At 72.9% G+C, this 19,975-nt stretch carries 23 protein-coding genes; 10 read left to right on the top strand and 13 right to left on the bottom strand.

The features are described 5' to 3' along the window. Positions 1–45 precede the first annotated feature (45 nt). Positions 46–942 carry an LCP family protein gene (locus IE331_RS10850; protein ID WP_192143454.1) on the bottom strand — a complete coding sequence of 299 codons (897 nt, stop codon included), beginning with the start codon at positions 940–942 and terminating at the stop codon, positions 46–48. After that, positions 939–1,577 carry a hypothetical protein gene (locus IE331_RS10855; protein ID WP_192143455.1) on the bottom strand — a complete coding sequence of 213 codons (639 nt, stop codon included), beginning with the start codon at positions 1,575–1,577 and terminating at the stop codon, positions 939–941. Before IE331_RS10855 ends, IE331_RS10850 begins: the two co-directional genes overlap by 4 nt. A 254-nt stretch (positions 1,578–1,831) precedes the next feature. Here IE331_RS10855 and IE331_RS10860 point away from each other — a divergent pair, with 254 nt between their 5' ends. Both IE331_RS10860 and IE331_RS10865 read left to right on the top strand, forming a co-directional pair. After that, positions 1,832–5,638, top strand: coding sequence for a multifunctional oxoglutarate decarboxylase/oxoglutarate dehydrogenase thiamine pyrophosphate-binding subunit/dihydrolipoyllysine-residue succinyltransferase subunit (locus IE331_RS10860; protein WP_404821749.1), 3,807 nt, complete (start codon positions 1,832–1,834; stop codon positions 5,636–5,638). 3 nt (positions 5,639–5,641) lie between these two features. Next, entirely contained in the window at positions 5,642–5,818 is a 177-nt protein-coding gene (locus tag IE331_RS10865; RefSeq protein ID WP_192143457.1) for a DUF6104 family protein, read from the top strand. A gap of 27 nt (positions 5,819–5,845) precedes the next feature. On the opposite strand, the gene IE331_RS10870 is transcribed toward IE331_RS10865, so the two are convergent. The 4 genes from IE331_RS10870 to IE331_RS16755 all read right to left on the bottom strand — a co-directional run bounded on the left by IE331_RS10870 (position 5,846) and on the right by IE331_RS16755 (position 9,283). After that, complete coding sequence (locus tag IE331_RS10870; RefSeq protein WP_192143458.1) at positions 5,846–6,538, bottom strand: SDR family oxidoreductase; 693 nt, start codon at positions 6,536–6,538, stop codon at positions 5,846–5,848. Beyond that, positions 6,535–7,503, bottom strand: a complete 969-nt coding sequence (locus IE331_RS10875) for a zinc-binding dehydrogenase (protein WP_192143460.1) — start codon at positions 7,501–7,503, stop codon at positions 6,535–6,537. Before IE331_RS10875 ends, IE331_RS10870 begins: the two co-directional genes overlap by 4 nt. A 91-nt stretch (positions 7,504–7,594) precedes the next feature. After that, positions 7,595–8,791 (bottom strand): NAD(P)-dependent malic enzyme, encoded by a 1,197-nt coding sequence (locus IE331_RS10880; RefSeq protein ID WP_192143462.1) that lies wholly within the window; start codon positions 8,789–8,791, stop codon positions 7,595–7,597. A 126-nt stretch (positions 8,792–8,917) separates the two neighbouring features. Further along, positions 8,918–9,283 carry a S24/S26 family peptidase gene (locus IE331_RS16755; RefSeq protein ID WP_201931618.1) on the bottom strand — a complete coding sequence of 122 codons (366 nt, stop codon included), beginning with the start codon at positions 9,281–9,283 and terminating at the stop codon, positions 8,918–8,920. A 55-nt stretch (positions 9,284–9,338) separates the two neighbouring features. Between IE331_RS16755 and sodN the strand changes: the two genes are divergently transcribed. The 4 genes from sodN (at position 9,339) to IE331_RS10905 (ending at position 12,380) form a co-directional block, all read left to right on the top strand. After that, a complete protein-coding gene (gene sodN, locus IE331_RS10890) occupies positions 9,339–9,740 on the top strand; it encodes a superoxide dismutase, Ni (RefSeq protein ID WP_192143464.1) in 402 nt (133 codons plus the stop codon). A 240-nt stretch (positions 9,741–9,980) separates the two neighbouring features. Further along, positions 9,981–10,355, top strand: a complete 375-nt coding sequence (locus IE331_RS10895; RefSeq protein WP_192143465.1) for an ATP-binding protein — start codon at positions 9,981–9,983, stop codon at positions 10,353–10,355. Position 10,356: 1 nt separating this feature from the next. Continuing rightward, positions 10,357–11,166, top strand: a complete 810-nt coding sequence (locus IE331_RS10900; RefSeq protein WP_192143466.1) for an RNA polymerase sigma factor SigF — start codon at positions 10,357–10,359, stop codon at positions 11,164–11,166. After that, positions 11,163–12,380, top strand: a complete 1,218-nt coding sequence (locus IE331_RS10905; protein WP_201931620.1) for an MFS transporter — start codon at positions 11,163–11,165, stop codon at positions 12,378–12,380. The genes IE331_RS10900 and IE331_RS10905 overlap by 4 nt, the downstream gene beginning before the upstream one ends. On the opposite strand, the gene IE331_RS10910 is transcribed toward IE331_RS10905, so the two are convergent. Further along, a complete protein-coding gene (locus IE331_RS10910; protein WP_192143467.1) occupies positions 12,364–12,777 on the bottom strand; it encodes a hypothetical protein in 414 nt (137 codons plus the stop codon). The genes IE331_RS10905 and IE331_RS10910 overlap by 17 nt on opposite strands. Next, positions 12,774–13,187 (bottom strand): hypothetical protein, encoded by a 414-nt coding sequence (locus tag IE331_RS10915; RefSeq protein WP_192143468.1) that lies wholly within the window; start codon positions 13,185–13,187, stop codon positions 12,774–12,776. Before IE331_RS10915 ends, IE331_RS10910 begins: the two co-directional genes overlap by 4 nt. A 173-nt stretch (positions 13,188–13,360) precedes the next feature. Here IE331_RS10915 and IE331_RS10920 point away from each other — a divergent pair, with 173 nt between their 5' ends. Next, positions 13,361–13,612, top strand: a complete 252-nt coding sequence (locus IE331_RS10920) for a WhiB family transcriptional regulator (protein WP_027863177.1) — start codon at positions 13,361–13,363, stop codon at positions 13,610–13,612. A 40-nt stretch (positions 13,613–13,652) separates the two neighbouring features. Here IE331_RS10920 and IE331_RS10925 read toward each other — a convergent pair whose 3' ends face one another. After that, the gene (locus IE331_RS10925; RefSeq protein ID WP_192143470.1) at positions 13,653–15,185 is read right to left on the bottom strand and encodes a sensor histidine kinase; all 1,533 of its coding nucleotides are present in this window, start codon (positions 15,183–15,185) and stop codon (positions 13,653–13,655) included. 65 nt (positions 15,186–15,250) lie between these two features. Between IE331_RS10925 and IE331_RS10930 the strand changes: the two genes are divergently transcribed. Genes IE331_RS10930 through IE331_RS10940 form a run of 3 tightly spaced genes read left to right on the top strand, consistent with a single transcriptional unit; the run spans position 15,251 to position 18,345 of the window. Further along, entirely contained in the window at positions 15,251–16,111 is an 861-nt protein-coding gene (locus IE331_RS10930; RefSeq protein WP_192143472.1) for a DUF2785 domain-containing protein, read from the top strand. Positions 16,112–16,120: 9 nt separating this feature from the next. Then, positions 16,121–17,854, top strand: a complete 1,734-nt coding sequence (locus IE331_RS10935) for an acetolactate synthase (protein ID WP_192143474.1) — start codon at positions 16,121–16,123, stop codon at positions 17,852–17,854. Positions 17,855–17,856: 2 nt separating this feature from the next. Further along, a complete protein-coding gene (locus IE331_RS10940; RefSeq protein ID WP_192143476.1) occupies positions 17,857–18,345 on the top strand; it encodes a GNAT family N-acetyltransferase in 489 nt (162 codons plus the stop codon). 33 nt (positions 18,346–18,378) lie between these two features. On the opposite strand, the gene IE331_RS10945 is transcribed toward IE331_RS10940, so the two are convergent. The 4 genes from IE331_RS10945 to IE331_RS10955 all read right to left on the bottom strand — a co-directional run bounded on the left by IE331_RS10945 (position 18,379) and on the right by IE331_RS10955 (position 19,908). Further along, a complete protein-coding gene (locus IE331_RS10945) occupies positions 18,379–18,738 on the bottom strand; it encodes a thioesterase family protein (protein ID WP_192143478.1) in 360 nt (119 codons plus the stop codon). An 85-nt stretch (positions 18,739–18,823) separates the two neighbouring features. Then, positions 18,824–18,898 carry a 50S ribosomal protein bL37 gene (locus IE331_RS17090; RefSeq protein WP_369759046.1) on the bottom strand — a complete coding sequence of 25 codons (75 nt, stop codon included), beginning with the start codon at positions 18,896–18,898 and terminating at the stop codon, positions 18,824–18,826. Between the two features lie 93 nt (positions 18,899–18,991). Then, complete coding sequence (gene rsrA / locus IE331_RS10950; protein ID WP_192143481.1) at positions 18,992–19,282, bottom strand: mycothiol system anti-sigma-R factor; 291 nt, start codon at positions 19,280–19,282, stop codon at positions 18,992–18,994. Next, positions 19,279–19,908, bottom strand: a complete 630-nt coding sequence (locus IE331_RS10955) for a sigma-70 family RNA polymerase sigma factor (protein ID WP_192143483.1) — start codon at positions 19,906–19,908, stop codon at positions 19,279–19,281. Before IE331_RS10955 ends, rsrA begins: the two co-directional genes overlap by 4 nt. Positions 19,909–19,975 lie beyond the last annotated feature (67 nt).

Here is a 19,975-nt window from a genome sequence, read left to right on the forward strand (position 1 = left end):
GGGACCGGCGGTGCTGCGTCTCCGGACGCGGCACCGCCGGTGCCGTCAGCAGCGGCTGATCGTGGCGTCGTTGCGGGCGTCGTCGCCCAGCCGGCGGGCCTGGGTGCGGCTGGGGAAGACGACGCTGGCACCGCCGACGTTCCCGATGCTCCCGGCCAGCACGCAGCCGGTCACCTTGCCCGGCTCGACGTCCGCGACGGCGCGGGCGAGCAGGAACAGGTCGCCGGGCTTCACCTGGGCGTCCATGTGCCGCAGCACGGCCAGCGCCCCGCGGTCCAGGAATCCGGGGCGGGCCGCATTGTCGCGGACTGTGCGGTGGATCGCCCTCAGCGTCCGCTGCTGGTTGGCCGACCGGTCGAAGTCTCCCCGCGGCAGGTCCTTGCGGATCCGGGAGAACGCGAGCGCGCCCAGACCCTGCACCCGGTTCGGGCCGACCCGGAACCCCTGTCGGCGCAGGTAGGGGTCGGAGAACGCGTGCGCGGACTGCACGGTGATGCCGCCGATCGCGTCGACCATCCCGCGCAGCCCCCAGAAGCTGCTGACCATCACGTAGTCGGGCTCGATCCCGATGAGACCCTGCACGGCCCTCGCCATCAGCTGCGGACCACCGAAGTAGAGCCCCGCGTTGATCCGGTTCGAGCCATGCCCCGGGATCGCGACCCACGAGTCCCGGGGGACGCCGATGCTCGTCGCCGCGCCGGTGCGGGTGTTGATGCCGACCAGTTGGATGGCGTCCGCGCGGCTGCGCAGCACCGGGCCGCCCGGCCTGGCGTCGGAGCCGAGCGCCAGGATCCAGACGACGTCCGGGGAGAGGTCCAGCGCCTGGGCCCGCTCGACCTTGACCAGCGCGGCACCCGTCGGCTGGACGGTCCCCTCCGGCACCACCAGCAGCGCACCGGCCAGGGCCAGGCCGAGCGCGGCCTTCCGCAGCACTCGGATCACGACTTCTCCCCCTTCGTCGCCGACCGCTTGGTCGCGCGGACGTCGCGCGCCACGTCGTACCCGGTGATCCGCCAGCGCTCGGGTCCCGGCGTGAGCACCAGGGAGCCGCGCACCGCGACCCGTCGCTCGGCCTGACCCAAGGTGACCATCACCATGCGGAACCGCGCGGTCGCGCCGGCCGGCCGCCCGGCCGGGCTGAAGATGTCCACGACGACCTCCCGCCGCCGCGCCACCACGTCGTCGACCCGGCCGCCGAGGACGCGGTTCGTCAGCAGCCGACGGTCCGCCCGCGCCCGTCCGGCCGCCTCGCGGGTGAATCCCGGGAACGCGCCGAGGCCGAACTTCGTGCGCGGGTAGTCACCGGCCAGCCAGGCCGCCTCGAACCACCGGTCGACGGCGCCGCCCACCGCCCGGGCGACGGCCCGGCGCCGCTCGGGCCGCAGCTCGCCGGTGACCGCGCCCACCCGGGCCCGCAGCCGGGCGTCCTTCGGCTCCGGCTCGGCAGTCGGCTCCTGGGAGTCGCTCGAGCTCGCCGGCGGCTCCGCCTCCTCCTCGCCGGCGCAGGCGCCTCCCGCGGCCACGATCGACAGCACGGCCGCCGCGATCGCCGCCCGGCGCTGGGGACTCCGGATCACCGGCACACTCCTCTTCCCGGGGCACCCGGAACTCCCCGGGACCCGACGTTCGGCACACCTCAGTGTTAGTCGCGCAACACTGTGCCCGACAAGTGGTGGCGGCCTCGGCATTTGTTGCTCGGTGGGTCTAGCCTTGACGCTTGAATCCCTACCCCGCACATGCCGCACCGGAAGAGGCGAACCAGGACGTGGCTGAGTCTGCTCAGAACAACCCCCTCTCGGACTTCGGAGCCAACGAATGGCTCGTCGACGAGATGTACGCCCAGTACCAGAAGGACCCGGGCAGCGTGGGTCCCGAGTGGATCGCCTACTTCGAGTCCAGCGGCTCCTCCAACGGCAGTGCCGAGCCCGGTCGCACCGGGTCTGGCACCGGGTCCGGCACCGGGTCTCGCACCGGGTCTGGGCCCGCCGCGCCCCAGGCGTCGACGTCCACGGGCAAGGCCCCGGAGCGGGCGAGCCAGAAGTCCGCCGCCCCGGCGCCGGAGCGGAAGACCCAGAAGCCCGCCGCCGAGGAGAAGTCCTCCGAGGCGAAGCCGGCCGAGGAGAAGTCCGGCTCCCCTGCCCCGAAGGCCACCCCGCGACCGGCCAACACCAAGGCCGCCGAGCCGGCCAAGGGCACGAGCGCACCCGAGCCCCGCGACCCGAAGCCGGCACCGACCGCCGAGGCCGGCGACGAGCCGCAGCTCACCGTCCTCCGCGGCGCGCCGGCCCGGACCGCGCAGAACATGGACGCCTCTCTGACCGTGCCGACGGCCACCTCGGTGCGCTCGGTGCCGGTCAAGCTGCTCTGGGACAACCGGACCGTCATCAACAACCACCTGGCCCGCGCCCGGGGCGGCAAGGTCAGCTTCACCCACCTCATCGGCTTCGCCCTGGTCAAGGCGCTGCGCACGATGCCCGAGATGAACGTCGGCTTCGACGTCGTCGACGGCAAGCCGAACCTGATCACCCCCGCGCACATCAACCTCGGCCTCGCCATCGACATGCAGAAGCCGGACGGCACCCGCCAGCTGCTCGTGCCCTCGATCAAGGCCGCGGAGGGCATGGACTTCGCCGCCTTCTGGACCGCCTACGAGGACGTCGTCCGCAAGGCCCGCGACGGCAAGCTCACGGTCGCCGACTTCCAGGGCACCACGATCTCGCTGACCAACCCGGGCACGATCGGCACCAACCACTCGGTGCCGCGGCTCATGAAGGGCCAGGGCGCGATCATCGGCGTCGGGGCGATGGAGTACCCGCCCGAGTGGCAGGGCGCCTCGGAGGAGGCCCTCTCGCGCAGCGCGATCAGCAAGGTCATGACGCTGACCTCCACCTACGACCACCGGGTGATCCAGGGCGCCCAGTCCGGCGAGTTCCTGCGCCGCGTGCACCAGCTGCTGCTCGGGGGCGACGGGTTCTACGACGAGATCTTCCGGTCGCTGCGGATCCCCTACGAGCCGATCCGCTGGGCCTCGGACATCGCCACCTCCCACGACGACGAGATCAGCAAGCAGGCCCGGATCCTCGAGCTGATCCACGCCTACCGGGTGCGCGGCCACATGATGGCCGACACCGACCCGCTGGAGTACAAGCAGCGCAGCCACCCCGACCTCGAGGTGGAGACGCACGCGCTCACCCTCTGGGACCTGGATCGCGAGTTCGCCACCGGCTCGTTCGGCGGCGAGGGCCGCCGGTTCATGAAGCTGCGGCAGATCCTCGGCATCCTGCGCGACTCCTACTGCCGCACCACGGGCATCGAGTACATGCACATCCAGGACCCCGAGCAGCGGCGCTGGATCCAGGAGCGGGTCGAGCAGCCGCACGTGAAGCCGCCCCGCGAGGAGCAGCTCCGGATCCTGCTCAAGCTCAACCAGGCCGAGGCGTTCGAGACCTTCCTGCAGACCAAGTTCGTCGGCCAGAAGCGGTTCAGCCTCGAGGGCGGCGAGACCACGGTCCCGGTGCTCGACGAGATCTGCGAGGCCGCGGCCGAGGCCGGCATGGACGAGGTGTGCATCGGCATGGCGCACCGCGGCCGGCTCAACGTGCTGGCGAACATCGTCGGCAAGAAGTACTCCCAGATCTTCCGGGAGTTCGAGGGCAACATCGACCCCCGCACCGTCCAGGGCTCCGGCGACGTGAAGTACCACCTCGGCGCCGAGGGCGAGTTCGTGGCCGGCACCGGGCACGAGATCAAGGTCTCCGTGGCCGCCAACCCCTCGCACCTCGAGGCGGTGGACCCGGTCCTCGAGGGCATCGCCCGGGCCAAGCAGGACGTGCTCGACCGCGGCGCCGAGTACCCGGTCCTGCCGCTGCTCGTGCACGGCGACGCGGCGTTCGCCGGCCAGGGCGTGGTCGCCGAGACCCTCAACCTGAGCCAGCTGCGCGGCTACCGCACCGGCGGCACCATCCACGTGGTGGTCAACAACCAGGTCGGCTTCACCACCTCCCCCGGCTCCTCGCGCTCCTCGCTCTACTGCACCGACGTGGCCCGGATGGTCCAGGCGCCGATCTTCCACGTCAACGGCGACGACCCCGAGGCCTGCATCCGGGTGGCCCGACTGGCCTTCGAGTACCGCCAGGCGTTCAACAAGGACGTCGTCATCGACCTGGTCTGCTACCGCCGGCGCGGGCACAACGAGGGCGACGACCCGTCGTACACCCAGCCGCTGATGTACGACCTCATCGAGCAGAAGCGCTCGGTCCGCAAGCTCTACACCGAGTCGCTCATCGGCCGTGGCGACATCACGATCGAGGAGGCCGAGCAGGTCCTCAAGGACTACCAGCAGCAGCTCGAGCGGGTCTTCACCGAGGTCCGCGAGGCGACCGGCGCCCCCGACGAGTGGACGACCGTCCCGGACTACCCGGAGAAGCCGGCCGGCGAGGCGACCACCGCGGTGCCCAACGAGGTGCTCAAGCGCATCGCCGACGCCTACACCACCCCGCCGGACGGCTTCACCGTCCACCCGAAGGTGATGCCGCAGCTGCAGCGCCGTGCGGCGGCGATCACCGACGGGCCGATCGACTGGGGCACCGCCGAGATCGTGGCCTTCGGCGCGCTGCTCATGGACGGCCGCCCGGTGCGGCTCGCCGGGCAGGACTCGCGGCGCGGCACGTTCGTGCAGCGGTTCGCGACGATCATCGACCGGCACAACGCCGACGAGTGGGTCCCGCTGACCACGCTCACCGAGGACCAGGCCAAGTTCCACATCTACGACTCGCTGCTCTCCGAGTACGCCGCCCTCGGGTTCGAGTACGGCTACTCGGTGGCGCGGCCGGAGGCGCTGGTGCTCTGGGAGGCGCAGTTCGGCGACTTCGTCAACGGCGCCCAGACGGTCATCGACGAGTTCATCTCCGCCGGCGAGACCAAGTGGCGCCAGCAGTCCGGTGTCGTGCTGCTGCTGCCGCACGGCTACGAGGGCCAGGGCCCCGACCACTCCTCGGCCCGCATCGAGCGCTTCCTCACGATGTGCGCCGAGGACGCGATGGTGGTCGCGCAGCCGTCCACGCCCGCGTCGTACTTCCACCTGCTGCGGCGGCACTCGCTCGGTGAGGAGCACCGCCCGCTGGTGGTGTTCACGCCGAAGTCGATGCTCAAGCGCAAGGAGGCGGCCTCGCAGCCGGTCGACTTCACCGACGGCTCGTTCCGGCCGCTGATCGGCGACGGGACCGACGACCCGGACGCCGTCGAGACGCTGCTGCTGTGCTCGGGGCGGGTCACCTGGGACCTCATGGTCGAGCGCGGCAAGCGCGAGGAGGGCGGGAAGTTCGCGATCGCGCGGGTCGAGCAGCTCTACCCGGCGCCGGACGAGCTCATCGGCGAGGAGATCAGGCGCTACCCCAACCTCAGGACGATCCGCTGGGTCCAGGACGAGCCCGCCAACATGGGCCCCTGGCCGCACTACCAGCTCAACGTCTGGCCGGAGATCGCGGCCGAGCACGGCATCACCGTGGAGCGGGTCTCGCGCTCGGCGTCGGCCGCCCCGTCGGTCGGCGTCGCGAAGCGGCACCAGGAGGAGCAGAAGGACCTGATCGCCCGCTCGTTCGCCTCGGCGGCGTCGGGCGCCCGGACCGACGACTACTGAGCCGTGTACTTCACCGACCGCGGCATCGAGGAGCTCGAGAAGCGTCGGGGTGACGAGGAGGTCACCCTGGCGTGGGTGGCCGACCGGCTGCAGGAGTTCACCGACACCCACCCGGAGTTCGAGACCGCCGTCGAGCGGCTGGCCACCTGGCTGGCCCGCCTCGACGACCCGGACGACTGAGCCGGGGGTCGAGCAGGCCGCGGGGCTTCAGCGTGGGGCCGGGCGCACGGTGAGGTCGGAGACCGTGCCGTCGGCGGGCAGGTCGATCGCGTGCAGGATCGTCGCCGCCACGGTGCCCGGCTGGATCCACTGCGCGGCGTCGTAGTCCTTGCCCTCCTGGGCGTGCACCTTCTCCTGCATGGGCGTGGCCGTGCGGGAGGGGTAGACGCTGGTCACCCGGACGCCGTGCTCGCCCTCCTCGGCGCGCAGCGCGTCGGCGAAGCCGCGGGCGCCGAACTTGGACGCGGCGTACGCCGACCAGGTGGGGTTGGCGGCCAGCCCGGCGCCGGAGTTGACCAGCACCACGAGGCCGCGGGCGGCGCGCAGCGCCGGCAGGCAGGCGCGGGTCAGCACCATCGGCGCCAGCAGGTTGACCTCGAGCTGGGCCCGCATCTCCGCCACACCCAGGTCGGCCACCGTCCCGAGCTCGACGACGCCCGCGCTGTGCACCAGCGAGTCGATCCGGTCCGGCAGGTCGCCCGAATCCGCGAGCCGGGCCAGCCCCTCGGCGTCGGCGAGATCGGCGACCACGGTGCGGGCGCCCGGGAACGAAGCCTCCAGGTCCGCGGCCCGCTCGGTCGAGCGGGCCAGCAGCCACAGCTCGTCGCCCCGGTCGTGCAGGGCCCGGGCCAGCGCGTCGCCGATCCCGGACCCGGCACCGGTGATGAGGTGCCGCATCATCGAGTGAAGACGATCTTGCCGAACTGCTGCCCCTCGGCCATGGCCGCGAACCCGTCGCGGGCCTCGGTCATCGGCACCGTCCGGTCGATGAGCGGCCGGGCCCCGGTGGCGTCGAGCATCTGCGTCAGGGACGCGAGCTCGCCGCGGGTGCCCATGGTGGAGCCGACGACCCGCAGCTGCAGGAAGAAGATCCGGGTCAGCTCGGCGTCGTCGAGCTGGGGTCCGGACGTCGTACCGCTGATGACGATCGCGCCGCCGGGCCGCAGCGCCCGGATCGAGTGCGACCAGGTGGCCCGGCCGACGGTCTCCATGACCGCGTCCACCTTGAACGGGAGCCGGGCGCCGGACTCGAACACCTCGTGGGCGCCGATCTCGAGCGCGCGCGCCCGCTTCCCCTCGTCCCGGCTCGTGGCGAGCACCTTCAGCCCCGCGGCCCGGCCCAGCACGATCAGCGCGGTGGCGACGCCGCCGCTGGCACCCTGCACCAGGACGGAGTCGCCGGCCTTGAGCCCGCCCTGCACGAAGAGCATCCGGTAGGCGGTGAGCCAGGCCGTGGGCAGGCAGGCCGCCTCCTCGAACGACAGGGACGCCGGCTTGGGTACGACGTTGCGCCGCGGCACCAGCACCGTGTCCGCGAACGTCCCTTGGTGCCGCTCGGAGAGCAGGGAGCGCTTCGGGTCGAGGGTCTCGTCACCGGACCAGTCCGGGTCGCTGACGACCGCGTGCACGAGCACCTCGTTGCCGTCCTCGTCGAGCCCGGCGGCGTCGCAGCCCAGGATCATCGGCAGCGCCTCCTCGCGCAGGCCGACGCCGCGCAGCGACCACAGGTCGTGGTGGTTGAGCGAGGCCGCCTTGACCGAGACGGTGGTCCACCCGTCGCGGGGTTCGGGGTCGGGGCGCTCCCCGACCACCAGCCCGCTCAGCGGGTCGTCGGCGGAGAAGGACGAGGCGTAGACAGCGAACATGCCCCCGAGGCTAGCCAACCGGGGTTGGCCGGGCCGATCGGGCCCCGCCGGATCCAGTCCCGCCGGGCCGGCTCCGATCGCGGTGCCGCGCTCAGGCCCGGGTCACGCCGTCCCGGCGGGCCGCCTCGGCCACGGCGGTGGCCACCGCCGGGCCGACCCGCGGGTCGAACGGTCCGGGGATGACCAGGTCCTCGGCCAGGTCGTCGCCGACCAGGTCGGCCAGCGCCGTGGCGGCGGCGAGCTTCATGCCCTCGGTGATCGAGGTCGCCCGGGCGTCGAAGGCGCCGCGGAAGATGCCGGGGAAGGCGAGGACGTTGTTGATCTGGTTCGCGAAGTCCGACCGGCCGGTGGCCACCACCCGGGCATGCCGGTGCGCGACGTCGGGGTGCACCTCGGGGGTGGGGTTGGCGAGGCCGAAGATGATCGACTCCGGCGCCATCCGCGCGACGACCTCCTCGGGCACGGTGCCGCCGGAGACCCCGATGTAGACGTCGGCCCCCTCCAGTACCTCCGCCAGCGTCCCGGAGCGTCCGAAGTGGTCCGCGGTGTCGCGGGCCAGCGCCTCCTTGACCGGCGTCAGGTCGGACCGCTCGGAGTTCAGCACGCCCTGCCGGTCGACGACGGCCAGGTCGCGCAGGCCGGCGGCGAGCAGGATCCGGGCCACGGCGACGCCGGCCGCCCCGGCGCCGGAGATCACCACCCGGGTCTCGTGCATGGTCCGCCCGGTGAGGCGCAGCGCGTTCTCGAGGGCGGCGAGGGTGACCACCGCGGTGCCGTGCTGGTCGTCGTGGAAGACCGGGATGTCGAGCCGCTCCTTGAGCTGCCGCTCGATCTCGAAGCAGCGCGGGGCGGAGATGTCCTCGAGGTTGATCCCGCCGAACGACGGCGCGAGCCGGACCACGGTCTCCACGATCTCGTCGACGTCGGTGGTGGCCAGGCAGATCGGGATCGCGTCGACGTTGCCGAACTGCTTGAACAGCACGGCCTTGCCCTCCATCACCGGCATCGCCGCGGCCGGTCCGATGTCGCCCAGCCCGAGCACCGCGGTGCCGTCGGTGACCACCGCCACCGTGTTCGGCACCCAGGTGTAGTGCTCGCTCATCGTCGGGTCGTCGGCGATCGCCGTGCAGACCCGGGCCACGCCCGGCGTGTAGGCGAGGGAGAGCTCCTCCGAGCCGGTCAGCTCGACCGCCGACCGGATCCCCATCTTGCCCCCGAGGTGGAGGTCGAACACCGGGTCGCCGGCGTGCGGGTGACCCGTGGGGACGTCGTCGGCTGGGGCAGGCATGGCGGGAACTCTCGATCTGGCGAACGGCGTGGGCAAGGTCAAGCTCGACGCGGAGTGGTGGTTCGCGGAACTTCGTGGACCAGGGGGTCTCCCTGCGGTCATCCTGACACACGGCGAGGCGCCGGGTCAGCGGCGGCCCGGTGGCCAGACCCGCAGCCGGACCACGGCCCGCACCGCCTCCTCGTCGAGCACGCCACGGTGCCGGGAGTCGACTCCCTCGTCCGGGTTGTCGCTGAGCACCCACCACCCGTCGGCGCCGGTCCGGGTGGCGCGGCGCTCGGCCGCCCGCTTGACCGCGAGCGTCCCGTCCGGCATCCGGACGAGGACCCGGGAGCCGGGCCGCACCACCGCGGCGTACCGCACCAGGAGCCGGTCGCCGTCGCGCAGACCGGGCTCCATCGAGCGCCCGCGGACCACCGCGAGACCCCAGCGTCCGGCCCCCCGGGGTTTGTCGGAGCGCCCCTGCGGGCACCGGATCTGGCGACGTGGCACGCAGAGTAGTGTCGCAGGTGATCGAAGACACCGACCCGAGAAGGAGACGCCAAGCATGCTCTCGCGCATTTTCGCCCCCACCGTCGAGGTCCAGGCCCACTGCGACCTCCCCTGCGGTGTCTACGACCCCGCCCAGGCCCGCATCGAGGCGGAGTCGATCAAGGGGATCATCGCCAAGGTCGCCGACAACGACGACGCGGACTTCCGGACCCGTGCGGTGCTGATCAAGGAGCAGCGCTCCGAGCTGGTCAAGCACCACCTGTGGGTGCTGTGGACCGACTACTTCAAGCCCCCGCACTTCGAGAAGTACCCGCAGCTGCACACGCTCTTCAACGAGGCCACCAAGCTGGCCGGCGCCAGCGGCACCAAGGGCGAGCTGGACGCCGCTAAGGCCGACGAGCTGCTCGCGAAGATCGACGAGATCGCCGAGATCTTCTGGGAGACCAAGAAGGGCTGAACGAAGAGAAGCCCTTCGCGGTCCGAAGGAAGGGGGCGGCGCGCCAGCGCCGGACCCTTCACCGCTCACGGTGACCACGCACGGTCCGAAGGAAGGGAGCGGCGCGCCAGCGCCGGACCCTTCACCGCTCACGGTGACCACGAACGGTCAGACGAAGGGGCCGGCGCGCCAGCGCCGGCCCCTTCGTCGTCCCCGGGGTGAGCGAGCGGCGCGGCCGACCCGGTCGATTAGATTGACCCCATGCGCCCCGACGTCGAGCTGCGACTGCCCGCCGACAGTGCCTACGTGGCCGTCCTGAGGGCCACCACGGTCAGCCTGGCCGCCCGGCTGGACTTCACCATCGACGACATCGAGGACCTCCGGATCGCGGTCGGCGAGGCCTGCGCGATGGTGCTGCCCAGCGCGGAGCCGGACTCCGGGCTGACCAACCGGTTCTACCTGCGGCCCGGGGAGCTGACGGTGACCGTCACCGTGGTCAGCGACGCCCCCGACCTCCCCGACGAGAACGGGTTCGCGTGGCAGGTGCTCAGCGCCCTGGCCACCAGCACCGGGGTCTCCGCGGAGGGGGGCGAGTTCACCGTGTCGCTCACGACCACGTCGAGCGTCGACGCCTGACATGACCGACGACGGGGGGAAGCCGAGCGGGACGAGTCCGCTCTCGGCGATGAAGCAGGCCAGCGGGGCGCTGTTCGCCGCCGCCGAGGACGGCGCCGCCTCGGACGGGGACCGCGCGCGGGCCCGCGACGACCTGGTCCGGCTGCACCTGCCGCTGGTCGAGCACTGCGCCCGCCGGTTCCGCAACCGGGGCGAGCCGTTCGAGGACCTGGTCCAGGTGGGCACGATCGGGCTGATCAAGGCGGTCGACCGGTTCCAGACCGAGCGCGGCGTGGAGTTCTCGACGTACGCCACGCCGACGATCATCGGGGAGATCAAGCGGCACTTCCGCGACAAGGGCTGGGCGGTCCGGGTGCCGCGGCGGCTGCAGGAGCTGCGCATGCAGATCGCCACCGCCACCGCGGAGCTGAACCAGCGCCTCGGCCGCTCCCCCACGCCGTCCGAGCTGGCCACGGAGATCGGCTGCCCGGTCGAGGAGGTGATCGAGGGGATCGAGTCGAGCAACGCCTACTCGACGTTGTCCCTCGATGCCGGCGACGGCTCCGAGACCGGCCCGGTGTCGATGCTGGAGACGATGGGCGTCGACGACGCCGGGCTGGAGCGGGTCGAGCTCCGCGAGTCGCTCAAGCCGCTCCTGGACGTCCTGCCCGACCGCGAGAAGACGATCCTCCTGCTGCGCTTCTTCCGGAACATGACGCAGTCCCAGATCGCCGCGGAGGTGGGCATCAGCCAGATGCACGTCTCGCGGCTGCTCAACAGGACCCTCGAGCGGCTGCGCGAGTCGCTGGTCGAGGAGCGGGAGCACCCGTGAGCGGTACGGCGGTCGCGGCGACCAGCACCCCGCGGACCCAGCTGGCCCTCATCGCCGCCGTCCAGGTGCTGGTGATGTCCTGCTGGTTCTCCGCCTCGGCCGTGGTCCCGGCGCTCCGCGTCGACTGGGGGATCACCGCCGGCCAGGCCACGCTGCTCACGGTGGCGGTGCAGCTGGGCTTCGTGACCGGGGCGGTCACCTCGGCCGCGCTGAACGTCTCCGACCTGTTCCCCGCGCACGCGGTGGTCGCGGTCTCGGCGCTGGTCGCCTCGGCGTCCACCGCGGTGATCGCGCTGACGGTGGACTCCCTGGCGCCGGCCCTGCTCCTGCGCTTCGTCACCGGCATGGCACTGGCCGGCGTCTACCCCACCGGCCTGAAGCTGATGACGTCCTGGTTCGACCGGGGGCGCGGGCTGGCCCTGGGCGTGCTGGTCGCGGCCCTCACGCTCGGCAGCGCCCTGCCGCAGCTGGTGAGCAGCTTCGCCGCCCTGCCGTGGCGCGGCGTCCTGGTGGTCTCCGCGCTGCTCTCGCTGACCGGCGCGATCGTGGCCTGGCTGCTGGTCCGCCCGGGGCCGTTGGCGCGGCCGGCTCCTCCGCTGCACCCGCGCTACGTGCTCACGCTGTTCACCGAGCGCGGACCGCTGCTGGCGAACCTGGGCTACTTCGGCCACATGTGGGAGCTCTACGCGATGTGGACCTGGACCCCGGCCTACCTCGCCGCGAGCCTCGCCGAGGACGGCTCGGTCGAGGGCTCCCGGACGGTGGTGGGCCTGGCCGCCTTCACCGTGATCGGGGTGGCCGGAGTCGTCGGGTGCCTGGGCGGCGGACTGCTCGGCGACCGGCTCGGACGGGCCAGGGTGGCCGGCTGGGCGATGCGCGTGAGTGCGGCCTGCTGCCTGCTCGCGGCCCTGGTCTTCGGCCAGTCCCCGTGGCTGGTCCTGCCGGTCCTGCTGCTGTGGGGCGCCTCGGTGATCGCCGACTCGGGCCTGTTCTCCAGCTGCGTGGCCGACGTCGCTGACCCGAGGTACGTCGGCACCGCGCTCACCACGCAGACCGCGGTCGGCTTCCTGCTGACCGTGGCCACGATCAACGCCGTGCCCTACGTCGTCGAGGTGGCCGGCTGGCCGGCCGCCACCGCGCTGCTGGCGATCGGCCCGGTGGCCGGCGCGGTCGCGATGGCCAAGCTGCACCGGCTGCTCACGGAGCCGGCCTGAGCTCCTCCAGCGCCGCGGCCAGCTCGGCGGGCTCGCGCACCGTGAGGGTGGCGCCGGGGTGCCCGAGGCGACCGGTGGGGTCGAGCACCCGCACCGGCTCGCTGAACCGGACGCAGACACCGGCCTCACCGTTGGTGGCGAAGGTGACGCCGTGGTCGGTGAACGACAGGTGCGGCGGGCCGGCCGTCTTCAAGAACGCATACCCGCCGGACAGGCTGGTCCCGACCACGTGGGCGAGCGGCACCCGCATCGACCAGAGCCCGAACCGAACCCGGAGCTCGACCTCGTCGAGGTCGACCCACGCCGTTCGCGGAGTGATGCCGAGGGCGAGGGCCGGGGGCCGGTAGGCCGGCGCGAACCGGAAGTCGAAGCGCCGGGTGGGGGTTCGGGGCGTCATGCCGGCTCCTCCTCGGTGAGATGGGCGATGCTCGCGGGGTGCAGGAGGCCGGCGATCACGATCAGGGCGACCAGGCCGAGGGCGACCGCGATCAGCGTGGTGTCCCCGCCGCGGAAGCTCCAGGCGACCCCGAGCTGGATCAGCTGCGCCAGCACGACGGGGCTGCGCGACCAGGACCGTCCCCGGGTCAGGGCCCACGCGCACCCGATGAGCACCGCGCCGTAGGCTGCGAAGAAGAACGACGTGGTCAGGCCGACGGCCAGGCGGCTGGACGTGGTCGCCGCCACCTCCAGCACGGCGTAGGCGAGCAGCCCGAGGCCCTCGATCGCGGCCAGGCTGGCCGCCACCGTCAGTGGGGGCGGGAGGTCCCGCGGGATGCGGTTGCCGGCCGGTCCGGGAGGGGTGCTCACGGGAGAAAACCCTACTTGTGACCAACGTGACCCGCCCGAGGGGTTGTCTTGGGGGCGCAGACTTGGGAATCTTGCCTTTGCGCTCGTGAACGTCTTCACTACTTCGTCCTGCGCGCACACACTTGCAGCGGCCCGTCGGGCCGCCACGTCATCGAGAGAGGGAGTCTCCCAGCGTGGATTGGCGCCATCGTTCCGCGTGCCTCGACGAGGACCCGGAACTGTTCTTCCCGATCGGCAACACCGGTCCGGCCATCCTCCAGATCGAGGAGGCCAAGCAGGTGTGCCGACGCTGCGACGTGCGCGAGCAGTGCCTCGCGTGGGCGTTGGAGGCGGGCCAGGACCACGGCGTCTGGGGCGGTCTGAGCGAGGACGAGCGCCGCGCGCTGAAGCGCCGCAACGCGCGGGCCCGCGTGCGCACCGCCTGAGCGGGGCGCCCGCTCGCCCACCTGCGCCCCTGGGGGTGTCTCACTCGAGTGGCAGGTCGATCCCGATCCGGGTGCCCGACAGCTGGGCCCCACCGGCCGGACCCACGTCCAGCTGACCCCCGAGCTCGGACTCCACGAGGGTCCGCACGATCGACAGCCCGAGGTTGACCGACTCGTCGAGCGAGAAGCCCTCGGGCAGCCCCCTGCCGTCGTCGGCCACGCTGACGTGCAGCCGGCCCACCAGTCGGCGGGCGTCGACGACGATCTCACCCGGCTCACCCGGCTCACCCGGCTCAGCCGACTCCCCCGGCTCCCCCGGCCGGTCGGCGTCCCGGCCGGCCGTCGGGTAGCCGTGCTCGACCGCGTTCTGCAGCAGCTCGGTGACCACCATGGCCAGCGCGGTCGCGGTCTCGGAGGACAGCACGCCGAAGCTGCCGGTGCGACGGACCCGGACCGCACCCCCGAGCGCGCCGACGTCGGTGACCATCCGGCCGAGCCGGTCGACCACCTCGTCGAAGTCGACGCTCTCCTCCACCGCGGCGCTCAGCGTCTCGTGCACGATCGCGATCGACCCCACCCGGCGTACTGCCTCCTCCAGCGCCGAGCGCGCCTCGGGCGACCCGATCCGCCGGGCCTGGAGCCGGAGCAGCGCCGCGACCGTCTGCAGGTTGTTCTTCACCCGGTGGTGGATCTCCCGGATCGTCGCGTCCTTGGTGACCAGCTCCCGGTCCCGCCGGCGCAGGTCGGTCACGTCGCGCAGCAGCACCAGCGCCCCGAGGTGCTCGCCCTGCGGGCGGAGCGGGATCGAGCGCAGGATCAGGGACACCCCGCCGCTGCCGACCTCGGTGTCCCGGGCGAGCCGACCACCGAGCACGGCGCTGAGGGTCTCCTCGTCCGGGCGGCGGCGTGGCGGCACCAGCTGTCGGGTCAGCTCGGCGAGGTGGTGCCCGGTCAGGTCGCCCGTGTGGCCGAGTCTGCGGTAGACGCTGAGCGCGTTCGGGGAGGCGTAGGCGACCCGTCCGGCGGCGTCCACCCGCACGAAGCCGTCACCCACCCGCGGCGAGTCCGCGTGGTCGCTGCGCTCCCCGGGGATCGGGAAGTGGCCCCGGCTGATCATCTGCGTGAGGTCGCTCGCGGTCTGCAGGTAGGACAGCTCCAGCCGGCTGGGCGTGCGCACCCCCAGCAGGTTGGTGTTCCGGGCCACGACCGCGATCACCCGGTCCTCCCGCCGCACCGGGATCGTCTCGACGCGCACCGGGACGTCGTCGCGCCACTCCGGGTCGCCCTCGCGGACCAGCCGCCCCTGGCTCCACGCGAGGTCCAGCAGGGGCCGCCGACCGTGCGGGACGAACGAGCCCACGACGTCGTCGAGCAGCGCGGTCGGGCCGGTGGTCGGCCGCATCTGGCCACCCGCCCAGAACCCCTGACCCTCGCGGTCCGGGAGCCACAGCACCAGGTCCGCGAAGGACAGGTCGGCGATGATCTGCCAGTCCGCGGTCAGCAGGTGCAGCCAGCGCAGGTCGTCGGCGGCCAGGCCCGTGTGCGCCGTGGCGAGCTCGTCGAGGGTCGGCACGCGGGTCACTGTAACCCTCGCCCCTCCCCGGTCCCCGACGTTGCCGGTGCTGGCAGGATGGAGCCATGGCGTCGGGTTTCTGGGAGCAGGTGGTGGCGGACGGCCTCCAGGTCCCCACCGACCGTCCCCTGGGCGAGCTGACGGCCGAGCTGACGACGATGCTCGGCAGCACCGACCCCGCGCTCCGGGAGGGGTGCGCCCTCGAGCTGCTGTCGACGTGGCTGGACCGCGGTGTGTACGACGACCTGCTCGTCGGCCTCGGCGACGGCATGACCGCCGGGCTCGACGTGGGGCTCGGGGAGTCCGGCACCGACACGGTGTTCCGCCGCAGCTTCTCCGCGCTGCTGCTCGGCAGGTGCATCGCGCGGGACAACGTGCGGCAGCTGCTGCCGGTGAGCCGGGTGCTGACCTGGGGCGACCGGCTGGCCGCGTGGTACGTCCGCGAGCAGGACCTGCGCGGCTTCGTGCCGGGCAAGGGCTGGGCGCACGCCGCGGCGCACGGAGCCGACGCGCTGGGTGCACTGGCCCGCTCCCCCGGCTTGGCGGCGCCGGAGCTGACGGTCCTCCTCGACGTCATCGCCGACCGGCTGCTGCTGCCCGCACCCGGCGTCATGGTCGCCGGCGAGCCCGACCGGATGGCCGCCGCGACGGTCGAGATCCTGCGGCGCGACGTCGTACCCCTGCGCGTGCTCGAGCCGTGGGTGTCCCGGCTGGCACTCGGCGCCGACCGGGAGCACGCCTCCGGGGCGGCCAACCCGTTCGAGCGGACGCACGACGTCGAGGGCTACCTGCGGGCGCTCTACCTGCGGCTCTCGATCGGACAGCCCAGCGCCGACCGGCCGCACCCGGCGGTCCGCCCCGACCTGCTGCTGGTCCTGGTGGACGCCCTGCGAGCCACGAACCCGGATCTGCGGGGCGGTCGCTAACCTCGCCCCATGAGCGAGACGACGGAGCCGACTGAGACCGCGCGGCGTACGGACCAGACCACCGCCGAACCGACGGACGGCCAGTCGGAGGGGCCCACGCTCTCCGGCCACGGGGGTGCGCTGGCCGTGGAGGTGGCCCGCTCGCACGGCGTGGACACGATGTTCACGCTCTCGGGTGCGCACGTGTTCCCGATGTACGACGGCGCGGTGAAGGCCGACCCGCCGATGCGACTGGTCGACGTCCGGCACGAGCAGACGGCGGCCTTCGCCGCGGAGGCCACCGGCAAGCTGACCCGCACGCCCGGGCTGGCGGTGCTCACGGCCGGGCCGGGCGTCACCAACGGCCTCAGCGCGATCGCCCAGGCCCAGTTCGCCGGCTCCCCGATGGTGGTCGTCGGCGGCCGGGCGCCGGCCAACCGGTGGGGCAGCGGCAGCCTCCAGGAGCTGGACCAGCCGCCGATCATCGCCCCGGTCTCCAAGCTGGCCCGCACCCTGCACACCGCGGCCGACATCGTCCCGGGCATGGACGAGGCGTTCCGGGTGGCCGGGTCGCCGCACCGGGGACCGGTCTTCGTCGACGTCCCCATGGACGAGTTCTTCAACAGCGCGCAGGCGCCCCACCTGGAGGAGGGAGGCCCCCGCGGCGAGGACCCGGACCCGGAGGCGATCAGCACGATCGCCGAGCTGCTGGGCCGGGCCGAGCGGCCGGTGCTGATCCTCGGCACCGACGTCTGGGCGGACGGAGCCGAGCAGGCCGCGCTCGACCTGGTCGAGGCCACCGGGCTGCCGGCGATCACCAACGGCATGGGGCGCGGTGTCGTCCCGGGCGGACACCCCCAGCTGGTGACGAAGGCCCGGGGACAGGCGCTCGGGACCTGCGACCTGGCCATCGTGGTCGGCACCCCGCTCGACTTCCGGCTCGGGTACGGCGTCTTCGGCGGCAAGGACGGCGCGCCGATGGCCAGCGTCGTGCACGTGGCCGACTCCGCCGGGCAGGTCTCGGGGCACGCCGAGCTGGTCGCCTCCGTGCACGGCGACCTCACGGCGGTCCTCGACGGGCTGCGCGACGCCGTCGACCAGCTGGTGCGGCGACCCGACTGGGGGCCGTGGGTGAGCGGGCTCCAAGAGACCGTGGCCGCCGCCGTCGCCCGGGACCGGCTGCTGCTCGACGCCGAGGCGGACCCGATCCACCCGGCACGCATCTACGGCGAGCTGGTGCCGCGGCTGGCCGACGACGCGGTGGTGATCGGGGACGGCGGCGACTTCGTCAGCTTCGCCGGCAAGTTCGTCGAGCCGAAGCGGCCCGGCTGCTGGCTCGACCCCGGTCCGTACGGCTGCCTCGGCGCCGGGCTGGGTGCCGCGATGGCGGCCCGGATCGCCCGGCCCTCCTCGCAGGTGGTGCTGCTGCTCGGCGACGGGGCGGCCGGGTTCTCGCTGATGGACGTCGACTCCCTGGTCCGGCAGGACCTGCCGGTGGTCATGGTCTGCGGCAACAACTCCGCCTGGGGGTTGGAGAAGGGCCCGATGCAGATGCTCTACGGGTACGACGTGGCCGCCGACCTGGCGCCGCGCACGCGGTACGACGAGGTGGTCAAGGCCCTCGGCGGCGCCGGGGAGACCGTGAGCGACCCGCGGCAGATCGGGGCGGCGCTGGACCGGGCCTTCGCCTCGGGCGTGCCGTACCTGGTCAACGTGATCACCGACGTCGAGGCCGCCTACCCGCGCGCCACCTTCGGCATCTGAGGATGCTGCTGCGCCGCGCCGTGCCGGCCGACCTCGAGCGGATCGGGGAGATCACGGTGGCGGCGTACGCCCCGTTCCTCGGCGGCCCGGAGGACTCCTACGCCGACCGGCTGCGCGACGCCGCCAGCCGGCACCGGGAGGCGGAGCTGTGGGTCGCGGAGGAGGAGGGCGTCGTGCTCGGCAGCGTGACCGTCTGTCCGCCCGGCTCCCCGTGGCGGGAGCTGGCCCGCGCCGAGGAGGGCGAGTTCCGAATGCTGTCCGTGGCGCCGACCGCGCACGGCCGTGGCGTGGGGGCGGCGCTGGTGCGGCTGGCCCTGGACCGGGCCCGCGAGCAGCAGGCCCGCCGGGTGGTGATCTCGAGCCTGCCGGTGATGAGCGCGGCGCACCGGCTCTACGAGCGGCTCGGCTTCACCCGGGCGCCGGAGCGGGACTGGAGTCCGCTGCCGGGGGTGGGCCTGATCGCCTACACCCTCCCCCTCGACCCGTCGTGAGTGTCGGCGTGGCGGGTGGACCCGAGCGACGGGTCAGGTGAGGCGGGCGAGGAACCGGTCGGCGTCGACGACGACCCGGGTGATCTCGCCGGAGCCGACCAGCTTCCCGCCCGACCGGGCGGAGACCGTGAACCGGTGCAGCCGGCCGTCGACGTAGGTGTCCGAGGCGGTCACCTCGACCTCGGCGCCCACCGCGCTGGCGCCGGAGTGCTCCAGCGAGACCCGGGTGCCCACCGAGGTGCTGCCGGCGCCCAGGGCGGGGTCGATCGCGGCGCAGGTGGCCGCCTCGCACCACGCCAGCAGCCGCGGGGTGGCCAGCACCGGCAGCGTCCCGGAGCCGAGCGCGCTCGCGGTGTCGTCGTCGGTCACGGTGAAGGTCAGCGTGGCGTCCATGTCGGGCAGTCTAGGAACGCGGGCCCCCGAGATGCAGCGAGCCCCCGACGCCCAGGGGGCTCGGGGGCTCAGCAGACCGCATCGGTCAGGCGTTGGGGCGCTTGCCGTGGTTCGCGCCCTTCTTCTTGCGAGCGCGGCGCTTGCGTCCGGTCTTGCCCATGGTGTCCTCCTGGAGTGATCGCAGCCGTCATCTTCTCAGGTCGCGGGCCGCTCCGCGAATCGGGTCCGACCCGGGGCACCCCGCACGGGTGTCTCAGGCGTCGCCGATGCGGACCTGCACCTCGTGGATCCTCAGCAGCACCCGCTGCCGGAGGTCCTCGGGGGCGGTCTCGGAGCAGGAGCGGGCCACCACGGCCTTCACGGTGCGCTCGAGGTCGTACTCACGCAGGCAGGGGGCGCACTCCTCGAGGTGCAGCTGCACCTCGGCGCAGTCCTTCTGGTCCAGCTCGTTGTCGATGAGGTAGACGATGCGCTCGAGGTACTCCACGCACTCGCCCTTGCTGGGCTGGTCGCCCTGCTGGTCCTGGGGCAGGTCCGCACTCATGCCTTCCCCCTCTCCCGGCCGACGGTGAGCAGGTCGTTCTCGCGTACGTAGCCCTCGAGCATGTCCCGGAGCTGGCGACGGCCGCGGTGCAGCCGGGACATGACGGTGCCGATGGGGGTGTCCATGATCTCGGCGATCTCCTTGTAGGGGAAGCCCTCGACGTCCGCGAGGTAGACCGCGAGCCGGAACTCCTCGGGGAGCCGCTGGAGGGCGTCCTTGACCTGCGAGTCCGGCAGGTGCCCGAGCGCCTCGGCCTCGGCGGACTTCAGCCCGCTCGAGGTGTGCGACTCGGCGCGGTGCAGCTGCCAGTCCTCCACCTCCTCCGACATCGACTGCTGCGGCTCGCGCTGCTTCTTGCGGTAGGAGTTGATGAAGGTGTTGGTCAGGATCCGGTACAGCCAGGCCTTGAGATTCGTGCCGGGCTTGAACTGGTGGAAGGCCGAGAAGGCCTTCGCGAAGGTCTCCTGGACCAGGTCCTCCGCGTCCGCGGGGTTCCGGGTCATCCGGAGCGCCGCGGAGTAGAGCTGGTCGAGGAACGGGAGCGCGTCGCGCTCGAAGCGCGCGGAGCGCTCGGCGTCGGTCTCGGTGGCGACGTCGACGTCGGCACCGGTCAGGGAGTCAGTCATCGCCTCCCAGACTAGCGGGGACGTGGGACGGTCCAGTACGGCAAGCACGAGGGGAGAACAGGAGGCG

It is taken from the genome of Nocardioides donggukensis, from assembly GCF_014842875.1.
In the GTDB taxonomy this organism is placed as follows: Bacteria; Actinomycetota; Actinomycetes; order Propionibacteriales; family Nocardioidaceae; genus Nocardioides; species Nocardioides donggukensis.

Excerpts from the sequence above, each read along its gene's own strand:
- IE331_RS10860 (WP_404821749.1), top strand. The coding sequence starts at position 1,832 with ATGTACGCCCAGTACCAGAAGGACCCGGGCAGCGTGGGTCCCGAGTGG.
- IE331_RS10930 (WP_192143472.1), top strand. The coding sequence starts at position 15,251 with ATGGCGTCGGGTTTCTGGGAGCAGGTGGTGGCGGACGGCCTCCAGGTC.
- IE331_RS10870 (WP_192143458.1), bottom strand. The coding sequence starts at position 6,538 with ATGATGCGGCACCTCATCACCGGTGCCGGGTCCGGGATCGGCGACGCG.
- IE331_RS10895 (WP_192143465.1), top strand. The coding sequence starts at position 9,981 with ATGCGCCCCGACGTCGAGCTGCGACTGCCCGCCGACAGTGCCTACGTG.
- IE331_RS10935 (WP_192143474.1), top strand. The coding sequence starts at position 16,121 with ATGAGCGAGACGACGGAGCCGACTGAGACCGCGCGGCGTACGGACCAG.
- IE331_RS10900 (WP_192143466.1), top strand. The coding sequence starts at position 10,357 with ATGACCGACGACGGGGGGAAGCCGAGCGGGACGAGTCCGCTCTCGGCG.
- IE331_RS10945 (WP_192143478.1), bottom strand. The coding sequence starts at position 18,738 with ATGGACGCCACGCTGACCTTCACCGTGACCGACGACGACACCGCGAGC.
- IE331_RS10880 (WP_192143462.1), bottom strand. The coding sequence starts at position 8,791 with ATGCCTGCCCCAGCCGACGACGTCCCCACGGGTCACCCGCACGCCGGC.
- sodN (WP_192143464.1), top strand. The coding sequence starts at position 9,339 with ATGCTCTCGCGCATTTTCGCCCCCACCGTCGAGGTCCAGGCCCACTGC.
- IE331_RS10910 (WP_192143467.1), bottom strand. The coding sequence starts at position 12,777 with ATGACGCCCCGAACCCCCACCCGGCGCTTCGACTTCCGGTTCGCGCCG.
- IE331_RS10955 (WP_192143483.1), bottom strand. The coding sequence starts at position 19,908 with ATGACTGACTCCCTGACCGGTGCCGACGTCGACGTCGCCACCGAGACC.
- rsrA (WP_192143481.1), bottom strand. The coding sequence starts at position 19,282 with ATGAGTGCGGACCTGCCCCAGGACCAGCAGGGCGACCAGCCCAGCAAG.
- IE331_RS10875 (WP_192143460.1), bottom strand. The coding sequence starts at position 7,503 with ATGTTCGCTGTCTACGCCTCGTCCTTCTCCGCCGACGACCCGCTGAGC.
- IE331_RS10940 (WP_192143476.1), top strand. The coding sequence starts at position 17,857 with ATGCTGCTGCGCCGCGCCGTGCCGGCCGACCTCGAGCGGATCGGGGAG.